Raw genomic sequence first — 16,266 nt, 5'->3', positions numbered from 1 at the left:
GCGCCTTACGGCGTTTATGGTCACTCATTATTGGTCGGGTAGTGCAGCATCGTCAGGCGCTTCGAGACTAATGCGTCCCAGCTTGCCTGCTCTCAGCTCGCGCAGAATGGCGAGTGAAGCCTTCTCCAGATCCACCCGTCCCCCGCTCATCAGAGCGCCGCGCTTGCGGCCTACGGCTTCCATCAGAGCCACAATGGCATCGGTGTCTGCCGGGTCTTGCGGAATCTCGTCTACGCCGAAACGTTCTTTGACCGATTGCGCATAATGCTCCGTCAAGTAACGCATGGCGAACAGAGCAACTTCCTCCACCTGCAAAATCTCTTCCTTGATCGCTCCGGTCGCTGCCAACCGCAGTCCGACCGACTGATCTTCGAACTTCGGCCACAAAATACCCGGTGTATCGAGCAGCTCCATCTCCGTGCCGACCTTAATCCATTGCTGACCTTTGGTTACCCCCGGCTTGTCTCCGGTTGCGGCGATTTTGCGTCCGGCCATCCGGTTGATCAGGGTCGATTTACCGACGTTCGGAATTCCGACAATCAGCGCGCGGATCGCTCTCGGATTCATTCCTTTGCGCAGTTGCGCCTGAATTTTTTCCGACAGCAGCTCCTTGCTGCGCTGCATAATTTCTTTCACCGGATTGCCGCCTACGGAATCGATCGGGATCGCTTTCAACCCTTGTTCCGCAAAAAACTCAATCCACCGCCGGGTAACCTCCGGGTCCGCCAAATCATGCTTGTTCAGCAGAACCAAACGCGGTTTATTTTGCAAAATTTCATCGATCATCGGGTTTCGGCTGGATAACGGTACCCGCGCATCCAAAAGCTCGATCGCCATATCAATCAGCTTCAGCTTCTCTTGGATTTGCCGCCTTGCCCGTGTCATGTGACCCGGAAACCATTGGATCGTCATCTGAGTCACCTCAATCTGTTTACCTACTGCCGGTTCGGACTATTGAAATGAACCAGGCTGATTTTATTGAACGGCCAGAAGATCAAGTCGGCACGTCCGACAATTTTATCATAGTTGACAAAGCCTACAGACGGGTCGCGGCTATCCGAGCTGTTCGAACGGTTGTCGCCCATCACGAATACGCTGCCCTCGGGAACTGTCTGCTCCGGGAAATTTCTTGTGTTATAGGGTCTCCCTTCCGAGGCGGCTTTATCCAGCGCCGGCTTCAGATAGGTTTCGTCCACCAATTGGTTGTCCACATACACCTTGTCGCCTTCGACTTTGACCTTTTGGCCCGGCAAGGCGATGACGCGCTTTATGTAATCTTTGTCTTTGGTCGCATGAAACACGACGACTTCCCCGTGCTCCGGCTTCCCGAACTTGTAAATAAACTTATTGACGATGAGCCGCTCTCCCGTATAGAAATTCGGCTCCATGGAGGGCCCTTCCACAATGAACGGGGCGAAAACGAGCCAGCGTATAAAAAACACGAGAGCCGCCGCAATCAGCAGCGCTTTGATCCATTCCCAAGCTTCGTTTTTGACGGGATTCGTTTTTTCTACGGTTTGATCCTGCTCCATTAGCTTTCCTGCCCTTTCGCCAGAGTGGGGTAAAAAACGAAAAGGGACTTGGTGTGCAAGCCCCTTTGTTTTCGTTATCGAATCTCTTGAATTCTTGCTGCTTTACCGCGCAGACCGCGAAGATAGTAGAGCTTCGCGCGACGGACTTTACCACGGCGAGCCACTTCAATCTTATCGATCTTTGGAGTATGAATCGGGAACGTTCTCTCAACGCCAACGCCATAAGAAATTTTTCTTACTGTGAACGTTTCGCTGATTCCGCCGCCGCGGCGCTTAATAACAACGCCCTCGAACAGCTGGACACGCTCGCGCGAACCCTCGATAACCTTAACATACACTTTCAAAGTGTCGCCAGGACGAAAGCTCGGAATGTCGCTGCGCAGTTGTTCCTTCGTAATCTCTTGGATCAAGTTCATGGATGACTCCCTCCTTCCACACAGGTGTTCATGCCGCTGCTATTAGATGTCGGTTCTTCGATGTCACGCGCAGAGGACCACCGTATTCAAGCAAATTGCCACAACGTTTTATATCATAGCATAAACTCTAGGGAAACACAACCAGTTCTTTGCTGTAAGATGAAGGATCGTTCCATTATTGCAAATCGATCCGTTATTGCCACATTATTCCCGTTAAAACGAAAATGTATTCCAGCCTCCAAATTAAAAAACCGTCTTGTCTCATGCTTCTGCGCATGACGCAAAACGGTTTTTCCTGGGGCCCGTCATTCCGGCTTACCTGCGGCTTCTTGCCCGGAACGCTCCTGTGCTTCCCATTCCTCAAGCCAGCGGCGCTCTTTAGGCGTGAGCTCGATCCCCGCCAGCAAATCCCGACGTTTCCTCCATGTGCGCTCCAGCGACTGCTTTCTGCGCCACTCCTCGATATTCCCATGGTGGCCGGAGATCAGCACCTCGGGAACCTCCCAGCCGCGGAAGTTCGCGGGACGAGTATAATGAGGGTATTCCAGCAGGCCGGTGCTGAACGAATCCGTCACCGCCGACGTTTCGTTGCCCAGCACGCCGGGAAGCAAACGCACGACGCTGTCGATCACGACCATCGCCGGCAGCTCTCCCCCGGTCAGCACATAATCGCCGATGGACAGCTCGTCTGTCACCAAATGCTCGCGGATTCGCTCATCATAGCCTTCGTAGTGTCCGCAGATGAAGATCAAATGCCGCTCTGCCGAAAGCTCCTCGGCTTTTTTCTGTGAGAACGACTCGCCTTGAGGACACATCAGGATCACGCGAGGCTTCGATTCCAGTCCGGAGGTTACATCTTCAACCGCGGCGAACAGCGGCTCCGGTTTCAGCACCATTCCGCCGCCGCCGCCGTACGGATAGTCGTCCACCGTATTATGCTTGTTGTTCGCGTAATCGCGAAAATTGACCGTATTCAGCTCGACTAAACCTTTTTCCCGTGCCTTTCCCAAAATACTCGAAGTAAAAACCCCGTCGAACATCGCTGGAAAAAGCGTCAGCACATCGATTCTCATAGGTCAAGCAAGCCTTCCATCAGGCGGACCGTAACCTTCTTCTCGTTTACGTCGACGTTCAGCACGACATCGTCGATATAAGGAAGCAGCAGCGGTTTGCCGGCCGGACGCTTGACAACCCATACGTCATTTGCCCCAGGCGACAAAATTTCCGAGATCGTACCCAGCTCTTCGCCTTCTTCCGTAATAACCGTACTGCCGATAATTTCGTGGTAGTAATACTCGTCTTCGGGAAGCTCGGATAAGTATTGCTCTTCGACTTTTAAGAGCCAGCCTTTATATTTTTCCACTTCGTTGATGTTCGTGAAGCCTTGGAATTTGATGATGAACATGTTTTTTTGTTCACGGGCCGCTTCTACCGTAACGGGGAGCTGCATCCCTTGCTCGGGATGGACAAATACCAGCTTGCTGCCTTTGGCAAAGCGTTCGTCCGGAAAATGCGTTTCCGGGACGATCTTAAGCTCGCCGCGGATGCCATGCGTATTTACAATTTTTCCAACCGTATACAACTTTTCGCTCATAGGACCCTCCCGGGTTTGGAATAGGAGCTTATAGGAAGAGAAAAGAGTTAGGAGCAGCTCCTAACTCTCATGTTTCCCTTATGACACGATTTCAACCGAAACACGTTTCGGTTCTTTCACTGCAGCGGATGTGACTACGGTGCGAAGCGCCTTGGCAATACGTCCTTGCTTGCCGATGACCTTGCCGACATCGTCGGGGTGTACCGACAGCTCAAACGTAATGCTGCGGTCGTCCTCGACCGTATTCACGCGTACTTCTTCAGGATGATCCACCAACGCCTTGGCGATAACGGTAATAAGATCCTTCATCGTACCCTCCGAATCTTACAGATTACTTCTGCAGTTTAGACTCGTGAAATTTTGTCAAAATGCCAGCTTTGCTGAACAGGCTGCGAACCGTATCGGAAGCTTGTGCACCGTTTTGGAGCCATTTCAGTGCTTTTTCCTCGTCAATATTCACAACGGCTGGTTGAGCAACCGGATTGTATGTGCCAATCTCTTCAATGAAACGACCGTCACGCGGGGAACGGGAATCCGAAACCACTACGCGGTAGAAAGGAGCTTTGTGAGCGCCCATACGCTTCAGACGAATGCGAGTTGCCATGTATATCACCTCCCCAATAGAGTTAAACATCATTTATCTCAAAACGGGAATTTCATCCCGCGTCCGAGCTTCTTGAGGTTCTTCAGCTGCTTGGCCCCTTTGGGCCCCATCATGCCGGAGAACTGCTTCATCATCTTGCGCATATCTTCGAACTGCTTGATAAACCGATTGACATCCTGCACGGAATTGCCGCTGCCCGCAGCCAGACGCTTGCGCCGGCTCGGACTAAGCAGATCCGGATTTTGCCGTTCTTCCTTGGTCATCGACTTGACGATGGCGGCGACGCGAGCCATCTGCTTATCGTCGACCTTGACGTCCTTCATACCCTTGATCTTGCCTGCGCCCGGCAGCATGTCGAGCAATTGGTCCAGCGGACCCAGCTTCTTGACCTGCTCCATCTGCTCCAGGAAGTCGTCAAACGTGAATTCCGCGGTACGCAGCTTGCGTTCCATTTCCTTCGCCTTGTCGGCGTCGATGCTCGCTTGCGCTTTCTCGATCAGCGTGAGCATGTCGCCCATGCCGAGAATCCGGGAAGCCATCCGTTCCGGATGGAACGGTTCGAGCGCATCCAGCTTCTCACCCATGGCAGCAAACTTGATCGGGCAGCCGGTGACGGCTTTGACCGAAATCGCCGCCCCCCCGCGCGTATCGCCGTCGAGCTTCGTCAGCACGACGCCCGTCAGCTCCAGTTGCTTATGGAAGCTTTCGGCCACGTTGACGGCATCTTGCCCCGTCATCGCGTCGACTACCAGCAAAATCTCGTCGGGGCTAACCGCTTCGACGATTTGCTTCAATTCGTCCATCAAGCTTTCATCGATGTGAAGACGGCCCGCTGTATCGACGATCAAATAATCGTTGTTATGATCCTTCGCATGCTGCAGCGCCTGCTTCGCAATCTCGACGGGGCTTACTTTGTCGCCCAGCGAGAACACCGGAACCTTCAACTGCTCGCCCAGCACTTGAAGCTGTTTGATCGCAGCCGGACGGTAGATGTCGCCTGCCGCCAGCAGGGGCCGGTGATTTTGCTGGAGCAGCAGCTTCGCGAGCTTGCCGGTCGTCGTCGTTTTCCCCGCGCCCTGCAGACCGACCATCATAATGACCGTCGGCGGCTTGTTCGCCCGTGCCAGCTTGCTCTGCGTCCCGCCCATCAGGGCCGTCAGCTCTTTATTTACAATATCGACGACAACCATCGCCGGGGTAAAGCTTTGCAGCACTTCTTGTCCGATCGCCTGTTCCTTCACCTTGGCGATGAATTCCTTGACGACCTTAAAGTTGACATCCGCCTCAAGGAGCGCAAGCCGTACTTCCCGCAGCGCTTCGTTTACATCGTCCTCGGTCAGCTTGCCTTTTCCTCTAAGCTTACTGAATACACTTTGCAGCCGGCTGGATAGTCCTTCGAATGCCACAGGTCGTCACCACCTTCCGGAGGGAATATGTTAATCCAATTCGTTAAGCTTTTCCATGACGGCCTGAATCTCCATACGTTGAGGCTCCGGCAGACCGCCGCTAAGCGCCTCAAGCTGCCGCAGAAGCCGCTGCCGCTCTTCGTGCTTCTCCAGAAGCCGCAGCTTGCCTTCGTAATCCTCAAGTACCGATTCGGCCCGTTTAATATGCTCGTAAACCGCTTGACGGCTGATGCTGAATTCCGATGCGATCTCGCCAAGCGAATAATCATCGTGAAAATAATGCTTCAAAAACATTTGCTGCTTTTCCGTCAGCAGCCGTTCGTAGAAATCGAACAGCAGATTAATCCGATTCGTCTTTTGAAGGACATGTTCCTCCGTCATTCGTGCCTCACCCCCGTTAAGGTAAAACACTTTACAGCAAATCAACCTCACTTATCATACTGAAACTGAAGAGGGATGTCAAGCTTTTCTCCTTGTCAGGCAAAAAGCCGGCTTATTGACCGGCTTTTTCCTCTTCCTTTTCCGACTCGGCAATCCATTTGCTGAACAGCGCATGCACGAATTGATCGGAATCGAACGCTTGCAGATCGTCCATCTTCTCGCCGAGGCCGACGAATTTGACAGGCAGCTGCAGCTCCTGACGGATCGCGACGACAATGCCGCCTTTTGCCGTTCCGTCCAGCTTGGTCAGCACCAAGCCGCTCAGACCGGATTTCTCGTCGAACAGCTTCGCCTGCTGCAAAGCGTTCTGTCCGGTCGTCGCATCGAGCACCAGCAGCACCTCGTGCGGTGCTTCCGGAACCTCGCGGCGGATGACGCGGTAAATTTTGTTCAGCTCTTCCATCAGGTTGACTTTGTTCTGCAGCCGGCCCGCCGTATCGCAGAGCAGCACGTCCACGCCGCGCGATTTGGCCGCATGCAGCGCGTCGTACATGACCGCAGCCGGGTCTGAGCCCGCCTGCTGCTTGATCACGTCGACGCCTACGCGGCGTCCCCATTCTTCCAACTGCTCGATCGCTCCGGCACGGAACGTGTCTCCGGCGGCAAGCAGCACTTTTTTGCCCTGGGATTTCAGCATATGGGCCATTTTGCCGATCGTCGTCGTTTTGCCAACGCCGTTGACGCCTACGAACAAAATGACCGTGAGGCCGGATTCGGCCATGCGCAGCCCGGTTTGCTCCTGCCCTTTGAGCAGCGCGATCAGCATCTCGGACAAAATCGGCTGCAGCTCGCTCGGATTCTCGATTTTGCGTTTGCGGACTTCGGCCCGCAGATCCTCGATCAGCTTCAGCACCGTGTTTACACCCACATCGGCGCCGATCAGAATTTCTTCCAGCTCCTCGTAAAAATCTTCGTCGATTTTTTTGCGGCGGGAGAACAGATCCTCAACGCGCTCGACAAACACGTCTCTCGTTTTGGCCAAGCCTTCCTTGAACTTGTTCGTCACCGTTTCGGCTTTGGTCGAAATCGCTTCTTTCAATCGTTTAAAAAAGCTCACGGGGCACCTACCTCAATCTCAATATATCGGCATCAGCCGGCTTCCATAATGGCTTCGTCATCTTCCAGTCGGACGGATACGAGCTTCGAGACGCCGCCCTCTTCCATCGTCACGCCGTACAGCACGTCGGCTTCTTCCATCGTGCCTTTGCGGTGCGTGACGACGATAAATTGCGTCGACATCGAAAACTCGCGCAAATATTCGGCAAAGCGCGTCACGTTCGCCTCGTCCAGCGCCGCTTCGACCTCGTCGAGCACGCAGAACGGCACAGGCTTGACACGGATGATCGAGAACAGCAGCGCAATGGCGGTCAGCGCCCGTTCGCCGCCGGAGAGCAGCTGCAAATTTTGCAGCTTTTTGCCCGGAGGCTGCGCTACGATCTCAATGCCCGTATCCAGCAAATTGTCCGGCTCCGACAAAATGAGGTCGGCCCGGCCGCCGCCGAACAGCTTGCCGAAGACGACGACAAAATGCGAACGGATCGCATCGAACGTGGAACGGAAACGTCGTCCCATCTCCTCGTCCATCTCGCGGATCACGAGATAAAGCGCCGTTTTGGCCTCCACCAGATCGTTCTTCTGCTCCGCCAGAAACAAGTATCGCTCGTTAACACGCTGGTACTCTTCAATCGCCCCGAGGTTGACTTCCCCGAGAATGGCGATTTCGCGCTTCAGCTCGCGAACTTTATTTTGGGTACCGGGAACGTCCTCTGGTACGGGATAGCGCTCTTTCGCCAGCTCATAGCTGAGCTCGTAATCTTCGGAGAGCTTTTTGAGCAGGTTCTCCAGCTCCACGTCCAAGCGGTTCACGCGAACCTCCGTCTGATGGAGCTGCTCCTCGATCTGCCGCAGCTGGGTGCGCTGCTCCTTGGTTTTGCTTTCCTCGGCTTCGAGCTTGGCCACCCACTGCGCCCGCTCCGCGCGCTTCATATCCAGCTGCTCCGCACATTGCTGCTTCTTCAGCTTCAAATCATTAAGCTGCTCGATCTGCAGCACGGATTCCTGCTCGTGATTCGCCATGTCGGAGTCGAGCTGCCGCTCCATCTCGCTGTTCGTTTCCAGCTCGTGCTTGATCGTTTCCAGCTCATTGCGGGAACGGCGCTCCTGCTCGTGCAGCGACTGCTTCTCCTGCGATTGCGCCGCGACCTTCACCTTCAGGTCCGTGAGCTGCGTTTGCAGCTCCTCCTTCTCCGACTCGCTCGCCTTGCGGCGGATTTCGGCGTCGCGGATCGCCTGCTGCAGCTCGGCCTCCTGCCGCTGCAGTCGCTCCTGCGCTTCGAGAGCTTCCGTCCGCCGGCGCTCCAGATCGCTGCGCTCGGCCGCCAGCGTTTCGCCGTCGGCGCCGTACAGCGTAAGCTGCTGGGCCACCTGCTTCGCTTCATGCTCCAACGGCTCAAGTGAAGCGCGAATCTGCTGCTCCTCGATCCGCCGGTTCTCGCCTTCTGCCCGCAGTTCGTCCAGCTTGCGCGTCGTTTCGCCGATTTCGCGGCGCAGCTCCTCCGCTTTGGCCCGGAAGCTTTTCAGCTGGGTTTCGGACAGCGAGATGTCCTTATCCATGTCTTCGATTTGCCGTTGACGGCTCAGAAGACTTGTCGTTTTCTTCTGTTGGCTGCCCCCGCTCATCGAACCGCCGGGGTTCACGACATCGCCCTCCAGCGTAACGACGCGATACCGGTACTGTACCCGGGCCGCGATCCGGTTGGCAACCTCCAGCGTATTCGCAATGATGACATTGCCGAGCAAGCTGCCGGCAATTTGCCGGTACGTATCTTCAAACTGCACCAAATCGACGGCGATGCCGACAAAGCCTTCCATGCCTTGAATCTGACGCTGTTCACCTTCCGGAATGGACCGGCTGCGAATAACGTCCAGCGGCAGAAACGTCGCCCGGCCGAGCTGGCGGCGCTTCAGAAAAGCGATCGCATCCCTGCCGTTCGCCTCGTTGTCCACGACGATATGCTGAAGCGCGCCGCCCAGCGCCGTCTCTATGGCGACTTCCACATGGGCAGGCACCTTGACGAGCTCGGCCACCGCGCCGCGAATGCCGCGCAGATCGCCGCGGTCCTTCGCCTTCAGCACTTCCTTGACGCCGTGCATAAAGCCGTCATAGTCGTTCGCCATCTCGCGCATCGTATCGCGCCGCGACACCATCGAATCGATCTTCTGCTCCCACTTGCGGACGGCGGCCTGCGCCTCTTCCGACAGCGTCTGCTTCGATTTCAATCCTTGGCTGAGCTCCAGATACTGATTCCGCACCTCCGCGATCGCGGCCACGGCTTCTTCCAGTTTCTTCTCCAAAGCCGCTTTGCGCTCCGCGATGCTCTCCTGCTGCTCCTGCCACTTGCGGTGCTCGTCGTCGAGCCGGTCCAGCCGGCGGCCGAGCGCTTCAAGCTGCTGCTCGGCATACCGCGCTTCATTGCGGGCATTGGCGGAGTCGTTCAGCACTTCAAGCAGCTCGCCCTTCAGCCGATCTTCCTCAGCGCTGCTGATGCCTCCCGTTACGCCGAGCAGCCGATCTTCCTCGGCCTTCAGCTTGGCCTGTGTCTCTGCAAGCTCCGCTCCGATCGCGGCGATTTTTTCGCGCAGCTGGGCAATTTCAGCCTCTTTATCAAGCACCCGCTGCTCCTGCTGGACAACGGCAAGCCGGATCTGGTTTTTATTGGAAGCGTAATTTTTTTTCCGCTCTTTCAGTACCTCGCCCTGGCCTTCGCATTTCTCAAAATCCTCGCTCAGCTGAAGCAGGTGCTGCTGCAATCCTTCGATCTCTTCCTCCAGCCGCCGCGTTTCCCAGCGTTCCTTCTCCAGCTCGGCGTCCTGCTTGCTGATCACGCCGGACAATTCGCGCTGCGATTCGCGAAGCTTCTCAAGCTGAGCGTTCGTATCCGTCCAGCTTGCGTAAATCTGCTCGATCTGATGGACATACATCGCGATTTCGCTCGATTTGAGCTCTTCCTTCAGCTCCTTGAAGCGCACCGCCTTCTCCGACTGCACGCGCAGCGGCTCCAACTGGTCTTCCAGCTCCGACACCAGATCGTGGATACGCAGCAAGTTTTGCTCCGTTTCCTGCAGTTTCTTTTCCGTTTCGCGCTTCCGCGATTTATATTTGACGATCCCCGAAGCTTCTTCAAAAATACCTCGGCGGTCTTCCGATTTCGTGCTCAAAATTTCTTCGATGCGCCCCTGCCCGATAATCGAGTAAGCTTCCTTCCCGATTCCCGTGTCCATAAAGAGCTCGGTAATATCCTTGAGCCGGCAGGGCTGCTTGTTGATCATATATTCGCTTTCCCCGCTGCGGTGCACGCGCCGGGTAACCGTCACTTCGCTGTAATCCAGCGGCAGCGACTGACTCGCATTATCGAGCGTTAGCGATACTTCGCCGTAATTGACGGCTTTGCGGGCATCGCTTCCGGCGAAAATAATATCTTCCATCTTGCCTCCGCGCAGCGACTTGGCGCTTTGTTCGCCAAGCACCCAGCGGATGCCGTCGGAGATGTTGCTTTTTCCGCTGCCGTTCGGCCCGACCACCGCCGTAATTCCTTGTACGAATTCCAGCTCGGTCCGATCCGCAAACGATTTGAAGCCCGAGAGCTCGATACGTTTCAAAAACAACTTGGCTCACCTCTTACGGCTATTGTACCATATTCCGGACCTATAGTAGATACCGTCCGCTTCAGCAGTCCGGCGATCTATACGCAGGCTGCGATGGACTTGCTGTCGTCTGAACCTAAACGACGAGATCGGTTTTTGACTAACGGTCCCGCCCGCCTGCAAAAAAAAGAGTGACGGCCCGCTATACGGCCGTCACCTTCTGCGAACTTGCTTTATGACTGATCCACCTTGACCTCCAGCTTCGAAAGCGCTTCTGCGGCCGCGTGCTGCTCCGCTTCCTTCTTGGAGCGGCCGAGTCCCCGACCAAGCATTTCCTCATGAAGATATACTTCCGCCGCAAACTCCCGCTCGTGAGCAGGTCCGCGTTCGTCTACGATTTTGTATTCCAAGGGGCCCATATTATGCTGCTGGGTATGCTCTTGCAGAATCGTTTTGTAATCCGCTGTTAACAGACGCCCTTGCTGTGGCAAGCCCGGGAACATGTGGCGGCTTAGAAAAGCGCGCACCGGCTCCAAGCCTTGGTCCAAGTAAAGCGCACCGATGAACGATTCGAACACATCTGCGAGCAGTGCCGGACGGGTTCGACCGCCGGTCTGCTCCTCTCCTTTGCCGAGCAGCACATAAGATCCGAAGTCGAGCTGCTCGGCGAAGCCGACGAGCGAGGGCTCACAGACAATGGAGGCCCGCAATTTGGTCAACTCGCCTTCCGTGCGGTCCGGATACTTGTCGAACAAATATTCCGACACAGTTAGCTCCAGGACAGCGTCGCCGAGAAACTCCAGGCGCTCGTTATCCTTGCAGTGACCGATTCGATGCTCATTCACGTAGGAAGAATGGGTAAATGCCTGCCGTAGAAGGTCGGGACGCCGGAACGAAATCCCCAGGTCCGCTTGCAGCTGTTTTAAGTTCCGATGCATATCTAATCACCTTCGTATAAGCAATTTGTTTCGTGGAGATTGAATTGTGCAGCCAACCCCACGAAACAATGTTATAGTTTGGCCAACCTCGTGAAGTCTATGCCCTTAAGCCTCGTACTTTTGCAGGATGACCGTTGCGTTGTGGCCGCCGAAGCCGAACGAGTTCGACATCACGATGCGCAGATCGGACGGGCGCGGCGTATTCGGCACGTAATCCAGATCGCATTCGGGGTCCTGATTGTCGAGATTGATTGTCGGCGGGATAACGCCATGCTTCAAGGCCAGTGCGCAGATGAGCGCTTCCACGCCCCCCGCTGCGCCGAGCAAGTGACCGGTCATCGACTTGGTCGAGCTGACAGCCAGCTTGTAAGCGTGCTCGCCGAATGCCTGCTTAATCGCGGCCGTCTCCGATTTATCCCCGATCGGCGTCGAAGTACCGTGCGCGTTGATATAATCGATCGCTTCAAGCGGAATGCCGGCGTCTTTCACGGCTTTGACCATGCAGCGTGCAGCGCCGTCCGGGTCCGGATCGGTCATATGATGCGCGTCTCCGCTCATGCCGTAGCCGATCACTTCACCGTAAATGCGGGCGCCGCGCTTCTGCGCATGCTCCAGCGATTCCAGAATGAGAATGCCGGCGCCTTCACCCATGACAAACCCGTCGCGATCCGTATCGAACGGACGGCTCGCTTTTTCCGGCTCGTCGTTGCGGGTCGACATGGCGCGCAGCGCGCAAAAGCCGGCAACGCCCGTCGGACTGATCGTCGCTTCCGCGCCGCCGCAGATCATGACGTCCGCATCGCCGTGCAGGATCGTCTTGAAGGCGTCTCCAATGGAGTGCGTACCTGTTGCACAGGCGGTAACGGCCGTGCTGTTCGGTCCTTTGGCACCCGTTATCATCGAGATTTGACCTGATGCCATATTGGCGATCATCATTGGAATAAAGAACGGGCTGACCCGCTTCGGTCCCTTTTCCAGCAAAATTTTATGCTGCTCTTCCCAAGTCGACAAGCCGCCGATTCCCGAGCCGACATAAACGCCGACCCGTTCCGGATCGGTATCCTCTTTGACATTCAGTCCTGCATCCTTCAAGGCCGTTATAGTGGCGGCTACGGCAAATTGCACGAAGCGGTCCATGCGGCGGGCTTCTTTCTTGTCAAAATAATCTTCCGGATTGAAATCTTTAATTTCGGCGGCGATCCGTGTCGGATATTCGCTGACGTCAAACGACTCAATCGCGCTGACACCGGACTTTCCGGCCAACAGATTCCCCCAAAAGGTTTCAAGATCGCGTCCGAGCGCAGACATCACGCCGAGACCCGTAATAACAACTCTTTGTTTCATGCTGTAATTCACCTCTATCGTAAATAACCTTCGTTATGTACTTCATTCGTAAGGGGTCAAGCTCACTGGTGCGCGCAGTCAGGCACGGAATGGAGATAAGTCCCGTTTATCCAAGAAAAACGGGACTTATGCGTTTACGTATGAGATTTTATGTACTCAACTACTTGACCTACAGTAGTGATCTTCTCTGCATCTTCATCAGAGATTTCCATATCAAACTCATCTTCCAATTCCATAACCAATTCCACGACATCGAGAGAATCGGCACCTAAATCATCTTTAAAAGAAGCCTCAAGGGTCACTTCCGCTTCGTCAACGCCGAGACGGTCCACAACGATGCGTTTTACGCGATCCAAAACGTCGGACATCCGGTTCACCTCCTCTTTGGTATTATACTTAACTTATGGACAAAATGCCATAGTAAAGCCTCGTTTAGTGCGAAAAAAAACTATTTTCGCCAAAAAATTCAATTTTTGCGGCAACTCTGGCAGTGCGATGCAAGCGCCCGCACCTCCGCCCATTGTTGCCGCAAGCCGCGCTACATATACATGCCGCCGTCGACATGAAGCGTCTGCCCCGTCATATAGGACGAATCGTCGGACGCCAAAAATATCACCGCTTTGGCAATGTCTTCCGGTTGCCCCAAGCGGGCCAGCGGAACTTGCGACGCAAGCTGCGAGCGCAGATCTTCTGCCAGCTTGTCCGTCATATCGGTCTCGATAAAGCCGGGAGCCACACAGTTGACATTAATGCCTCTCGAAGCAAGCTCTTTTGCCGCCGATTTGGTCATACCGATGACGCCGGCTTTGGCGGCGACATAGTTCATTTGACCGGCATTCCCCATCGCTCCGACAACGGACGAGATGTTGATGATCCGTCCCGAACGCTGCTTCATCATCGGGCGCGTAGCCGCTTTTACGCAGTTGAATACGCCTTTCAGATTCGTCTCGATTACTTGATCGAACTCCTCTTCCTTCATGCGCATAATCAGGTTATCCCGCGTAATTCCCGCGTTGTTGACCAAAATATCGATCCGGCCGAACGCTTCCAGAACGAGCTTGAACATCTCTTCGACTTCCTGCACGGAACCGACGTTCGCCTTCACCTTAAACGACTTGCGTCCCAGCGCTTCGATGGTCTGCACAACTTCCGCCGCCGCCGCTTCGCTGCCCGCGTAGTTAACCACCACATCGGCACCCGCTTCGGCGAGACCGATGGCGATGGCCCGGCCGATGCCGCGAGATGCGCCGGTAACCAGTGCTACCTTACCCGTTAGCATGCGCTAATCCCTCCCATGAATAATCGTTTATTCCGTCGTTTCCAGCTGAAATTTCTCGATGGCTTCCAGACTGTTGATGGAATACACTTTCGCGCTGCGGTCGATTTTCTTGATCAGACCTGCCAGAACGGTGCCGCTGCCGATTTCGACAAACGTGTCCACACCCTGTCCGAGCAGCCATGCGACGCTGTCTTCCCACAGCACGGAGGAATGTACTTGATCGATCAACAGCTGCTTGATTTCCGCAGGCTCCTGCACAGGCAGCGCCGTCACGTTGGCAACGACCGGAACGGCCGCCGCTTTCATTTCAACGGACTCCAGCACGCCGCCGAGACGCTCGGAAGCGGGCTTCATCAACGAGGAATGAAACGGCCCGCTAACCTCAAGCGGAATCACGCGTTTCGCGCCGGCCTCTTTGCCTCGCTCAGCGAGGGCCTGCACCCCTTCCTTGCTGCCGGAAACAACGATCTGTCCCGGGCAGTTCAGGTTCGCAAGCTCGACGACGGTTCCTTGCCCGCTAACGTCCGCGCATAGCTGGCGCAGCGCTTCGCGCTCGGCGCCGAGCACGGCTGCCATAGCGCCTTGTCCGCTCGGCACCGCCTGTTCCATAAACTCGCCGCGCGCACGTACCGTACGGACCGCGTCTTCAAAGCTCAGCACGCCTGCCGCCACAAGCGCACTGTACTCGCCGAGGCTGTGCCCGGCGGCATAATCCGGCTGAAGACCGTGGCGCGCGCGAAACAGCTCAAGGTAGGCTATGCTGGTTGTCAGCAGCGCAGGCTGCGTATTAACGGTAAGCTTCAGCTCTTCCTCCGGACCATCGAAGACGATGCGGCTGAGAGGGAAGCCGAGCGCCTTATCGGCCGATTCGAAAATGCCCCGTGCGGCGGCATCCGCTTCATAAACGTCTTTCCCCATTCCTACCGCCTGAGCCCCCTGGCCCGGGAAGACGAATGCGATTTTCCCCATATCCGATTCTCCTTTATTACCGACAGCAAGCCGTTCGGATGGACCGAAACGGCCGGTCCTGCACAGAGATATTAAGATTGAACTCCATATTCCGGATCATTCACTTACCATACCAAGACGGAAGCGCCCCAAGTCAAGCCGCCGCCGAAGCCGACAAGCACCAGGCAGTCGCCCTCTTTGACCCGTCCGGACTCCACTGCCTCCGCAAGAGCGATCGGAATCGATCCTGCCGACACGTTGCCGTATTTGTCCAGGTTGATCATGCATTTGTCCTCGCTCAAATTCAGCTTCTGCAGCGCGGACTGAATGATGCGGATGTTCGCCTGATGCGGGACGAGCAAATCCACCTCGGACTTGTCGATTCCCGCCTTGCGCAGCGCCTCTTCCGCAGCGCTTCCCATAATGCGGACCGCGAATTTGAACACCTCGCTACCGGCCATGAAGATAAAATGCTGCTTGCCTTCCAGACTTTGCGGCGATGCCGGACAACGGGAACCGCCGGCGGCAACGTTCAGCAGCGAGCCGCCCGTACCGTCCGCGCCAAGCTCGAACGATTTAAATCCGCGGCCTTCCGGCACCTCTCCCAGCACGACCGCGCCTGCACCGTCTCCGAACAAAATACATGTGTTCCGATCGGTGTAGTCCGTAATTTTGGATAAACATTCCGCGCCTACGACAAGCGCATATTTATACGTTCCGGTGGCGATGAAATTGGCGGCGTTGGCCAGGCTGTAGATAAATCCCGAACAAGCAGCAGACAGATCAAAGGCGGCCGCTTTTTTGGCCCTAAGCTTGTCCTGTAAAATACATGCCGTTGACGGGAACGCCATATCCGGGGTAACCGTCGCCACAATAATTAAATCAATCTCTTCCGGCGTAATGCCCGCATTCTTCAGGGCGATTTTCGATGCTTCATAGGCCAAGTCCGACGACGCTTGCTCCGCGGAAGCGATACGGCGTTCGCGGATGCCGGTGCGGGTGACGATCCATTCGTCGTTTGTGTCCACCATTTGTTCCAGCTCGAAATTGGTCAGTACCTTCTCAGGCACATATTTTCCCGTTCCGAGAATGCCTACAGGCTTTAAGCTGCTATTCATAA

Annotated in this window: 17 protein-coding genes; all 17 read right to left on the bottom strand. The window is 55.4% G+C overall.

Annotation, left to right across the window (positions count from 1 at the left end):
• Positions 1-27: 27 nt before the first annotated feature.
• Positions 28-912, bottom strand: coding sequence for a ribosome biogenesis GTPase YlqF (gene ylqF / locus KQX66_RS28315; RefSeq protein WP_216796203.1), 885 nt, complete (start codon positions 910-912; stop codon positions 28-30).
• A gap of 23 nt (positions 913-935) precedes the next feature.
• Complete coding sequence (lepB, locus tag KQX66_RS28310) at positions 936-1,532, bottom strand: signal peptidase I (protein ID WP_010501086.1); 597 nt, start codon at positions 1,530-1,532, stop codon at positions 936-938.
• A gap of 74 nt (positions 1,533-1,606) precedes the next feature.
• Positions 1,607-1,948: a 50S ribosomal protein L19 gene (gene rplS / locus KQX66_RS28305; RefSeq protein WP_010501088.1), complete on the bottom strand. Its 342-nt coding sequence runs from the start codon at positions 1,946-1,948 to the stop codon at positions 1,607-1,609.
• 305 nt (positions 1,949-2,253) lie between these two features.
• A complete protein-coding gene (gene trmD / locus KQX66_RS28300; RefSeq protein ID WP_216796202.1) occupies positions 2,254-3,021 on the bottom strand; it encodes a tRNA (guanosine(37)-N1)-methyltransferase TrmD in 768 nt (255 codons plus the stop codon).
• Positions 3,018-3,542, bottom strand: a complete 525-nt coding sequence (rimM, locus tag KQX66_RS28295) for a ribosome maturation factor RimM (protein ID WP_216796201.1) — start codon at positions 3,540-3,542, stop codon at positions 3,018-3,020. Before rimM ends, trmD begins: the two co-directional genes overlap by 4 nt.
• Before the next feature lie 78 nt (positions 3,543-3,620).
• Positions 3,621-3,851: a KH domain-containing protein gene (locus KQX66_RS28290; RefSeq protein ID WP_010501094.1), complete on the bottom strand. Its 231-nt coding sequence runs from the start codon at positions 3,849-3,851 to the stop codon at positions 3,621-3,623.
• Between the two features lie 22 nt (positions 3,852-3,873).
• Complete coding sequence (rpsP, locus tag KQX66_RS28285) at positions 3,874-4,146, bottom strand: 30S ribosomal protein S16 (RefSeq protein ID WP_010501096.1); 273 nt, start codon at positions 4,144-4,146, stop codon at positions 3,874-3,876.
• 38 nt (positions 4,147-4,184) lie between these two features.
• Complete coding sequence (ffh, locus tag KQX66_RS28280) at positions 4,185-5,552, bottom strand: signal recognition particle protein (RefSeq protein ID WP_054974209.1); 1,368 nt, start codon at positions 5,550-5,552, stop codon at positions 4,185-4,187.
• Positions 5,553-5,582: 30 nt separating this feature from the next.
• Positions 5,583-5,933 (bottom strand): putative DNA-binding protein, encoded by a 351-nt coding sequence (locus KQX66_RS28275; RefSeq protein ID WP_216796200.1) that lies wholly within the window; start codon positions 5,931-5,933, stop codon positions 5,583-5,585.
• Between the two features lie 112 nt (positions 5,934-6,045).
• Positions 6,046-7,050, bottom strand: a complete 1,005-nt coding sequence (gene ftsY / locus KQX66_RS28270; RefSeq protein WP_216796199.1) for a signal recognition particle-docking protein FtsY — start codon at positions 7,048-7,050, stop codon at positions 6,046-6,048.
• 32 nt (positions 7,051-7,082) lie between these two features.
• The gene (gene smc, locus KQX66_RS28265; protein WP_216796198.1) at positions 7,083-10,658 is read right to left on the bottom strand and encodes a chromosome segregation protein SMC; all 3,576 of its coding nucleotides are present in this window, start codon (positions 10,656-10,658) and stop codon (positions 7,083-7,085) included.
• A gap of 212 nt (positions 10,659-10,870) precedes the next feature.
• Positions 10,871-11,575 (bottom strand): ribonuclease III, encoded by a 705-nt coding sequence (gene rnc / locus KQX66_RS28260; protein ID WP_216796197.1) that lies wholly within the window; start codon positions 11,573-11,575, stop codon positions 10,871-10,873.
• 105 nt (positions 11,576-11,680) lie between these two features.
• A complete protein-coding gene (gene fabF / locus KQX66_RS28255; protein ID WP_216796196.1) occupies positions 11,681-12,919 on the bottom strand; it encodes a beta-ketoacyl-ACP synthase II in 1,239 nt (412 codons plus the stop codon).
• A 134-nt stretch (positions 12,920-13,053) separates the two neighbouring features.
• The gene (gene acpP / locus KQX66_RS28250) at positions 13,054-13,287 is read right to left on the bottom strand and encodes an acyl carrier protein (protein ID WP_010501107.1); all 234 of its coding nucleotides are present in this window, start codon (positions 13,285-13,287) and stop codon (positions 13,054-13,056) included.
• 170 nt (positions 13,288-13,457) lie between these two features.
• Positions 13,458-14,198, bottom strand: coding sequence for a 3-oxoacyl-[acyl-carrier-protein] reductase (fabG, locus tag KQX66_RS28245; RefSeq protein WP_216796195.1), 741 nt, complete (start codon positions 14,196-14,198; stop codon positions 13,458-13,460).
• Between the two features lie 27 nt (positions 14,199-14,225).
• Positions 14,226-15,167 (bottom strand): ACP S-malonyltransferase, encoded by a 942-nt coding sequence (fabD, locus tag KQX66_RS28240; RefSeq protein WP_216796194.1) that lies wholly within the window; start codon positions 15,165-15,167, stop codon positions 14,226-14,228.
• 104 nt (positions 15,168-15,271) lie between these two features.
• A complete protein-coding gene (locus KQX66_RS28235; protein WP_216796193.1) occupies positions 15,272-16,264 on the bottom strand; it encodes a beta-ketoacyl-ACP synthase III in 993 nt (330 codons plus the stop codon).
• Between the last annotated feature and the right edge of the window lie 2 nt (positions 16,265-16,266).

It is taken from the genome of Paenibacillus oleatilyticus, from assembly GCF_018998565.1.
GTDB classification, from domain to species: domain Bacteria; phylum Bacillota; class Bacilli; order Paenibacillales; family NBRC-103111; genus Paenibacillus_G; species Paenibacillus_G oleatilyticus.
The sequence above is the reverse complement of the archived record's forward strand: the minus strand, read 5'-3'. Positions and strand labels throughout refer to the sequence as shown.

What these genes read in the sequence shown, in the direction of transcription:
- KQX66_RS28275 (WP_216796200.1), bottom strand. Translation starts at nt 5,933, where the DNA reads ATGACGGAGGAACATGTCCTTCAAAAGACGAATCGGATTAATCTGCTG.
- ylqF (WP_216796203.1), bottom strand. Translation starts at nt 912, where the DNA reads ATGACGATCCAATGGTTTCCGGGTCACATGACACGGGCAAGGCGGCAA.
- rimM (WP_216796201.1), bottom strand. Translation starts at nt 3,542, where the DNA reads ATGAGCGAAAAGTTGTATACGGTTGGAAAAATTGTAAATACGCATGGC.
- acpP (WP_010501107.1), bottom strand. Translation starts at nt 13,287, where the DNA reads ATGTCCGACGTTTTGGATCGCGTAAAACGCATCGTTGTGGACCGTCTC.
- lepB (WP_010501086.1), bottom strand. Translation starts at nt 1,532, where the DNA reads ATGGAGCAGGATCAAACCGTAGAAAAAACGAATCCCGTCAAAAACGAA.
- rplS (WP_010501088.1), bottom strand. Translation starts at nt 1,948, where the DNA reads ATGAACTTGATCCAAGAGATTACGAAGGAACAACTGCGCAGCGACATT.
- fabG (WP_216796195.1), bottom strand. Translation starts at nt 14,198, where the DNA reads ATGCTAACGGGTAAGGTAGCACTGGTTACCGGCGCATCTCGCGGCATC.
- rpsP (WP_010501096.1), bottom strand. Translation starts at nt 4,146, where the DNA reads ATGGCAACTCGCATTCGTCTGAAGCGTATGGGCGCTCACAAAGCTCCT.
- rnc (WP_216796197.1), bottom strand. Translation starts at nt 11,575, where the DNA reads ATGCATCGGAACTTAAAACAGCTGCAAGCGGACCTGGGGATTTCGTTC.
- fabF (WP_216796196.1), bottom strand. Translation starts at nt 12,919, where the DNA reads ATGAAACAAAGAGTTGTTATTACGGGTCTCGGCGTGATGTCTGCGCTC.
- fabD (WP_216796194.1), bottom strand. Translation starts at nt 15,167, where the DNA reads ATGGGGAAAATCGCATTCGTCTTCCCGGGCCAGGGGGCTCAGGCGGTA.
- trmD (WP_216796202.1), bottom strand. Translation starts at nt 3,021, where the DNA reads ATGAGAATCGATGTGCTGACGCTTTTTCCAGCGATGTTCGACGGGGTT.
- KQX66_RS28290 (WP_010501094.1), bottom strand. Translation starts at nt 3,851, where the DNA reads ATGAAGGATCTTATTACCGTTATCGCCAAGGCGTTGGTGGATCATCCT.
- KQX66_RS28235 (WP_216796193.1), bottom strand. Translation starts at nt 16,264, where the DNA reads ATGAATAGCAGCTTAAAGCCTGTAGGCATTCTCGGAACGGGAAAATAT.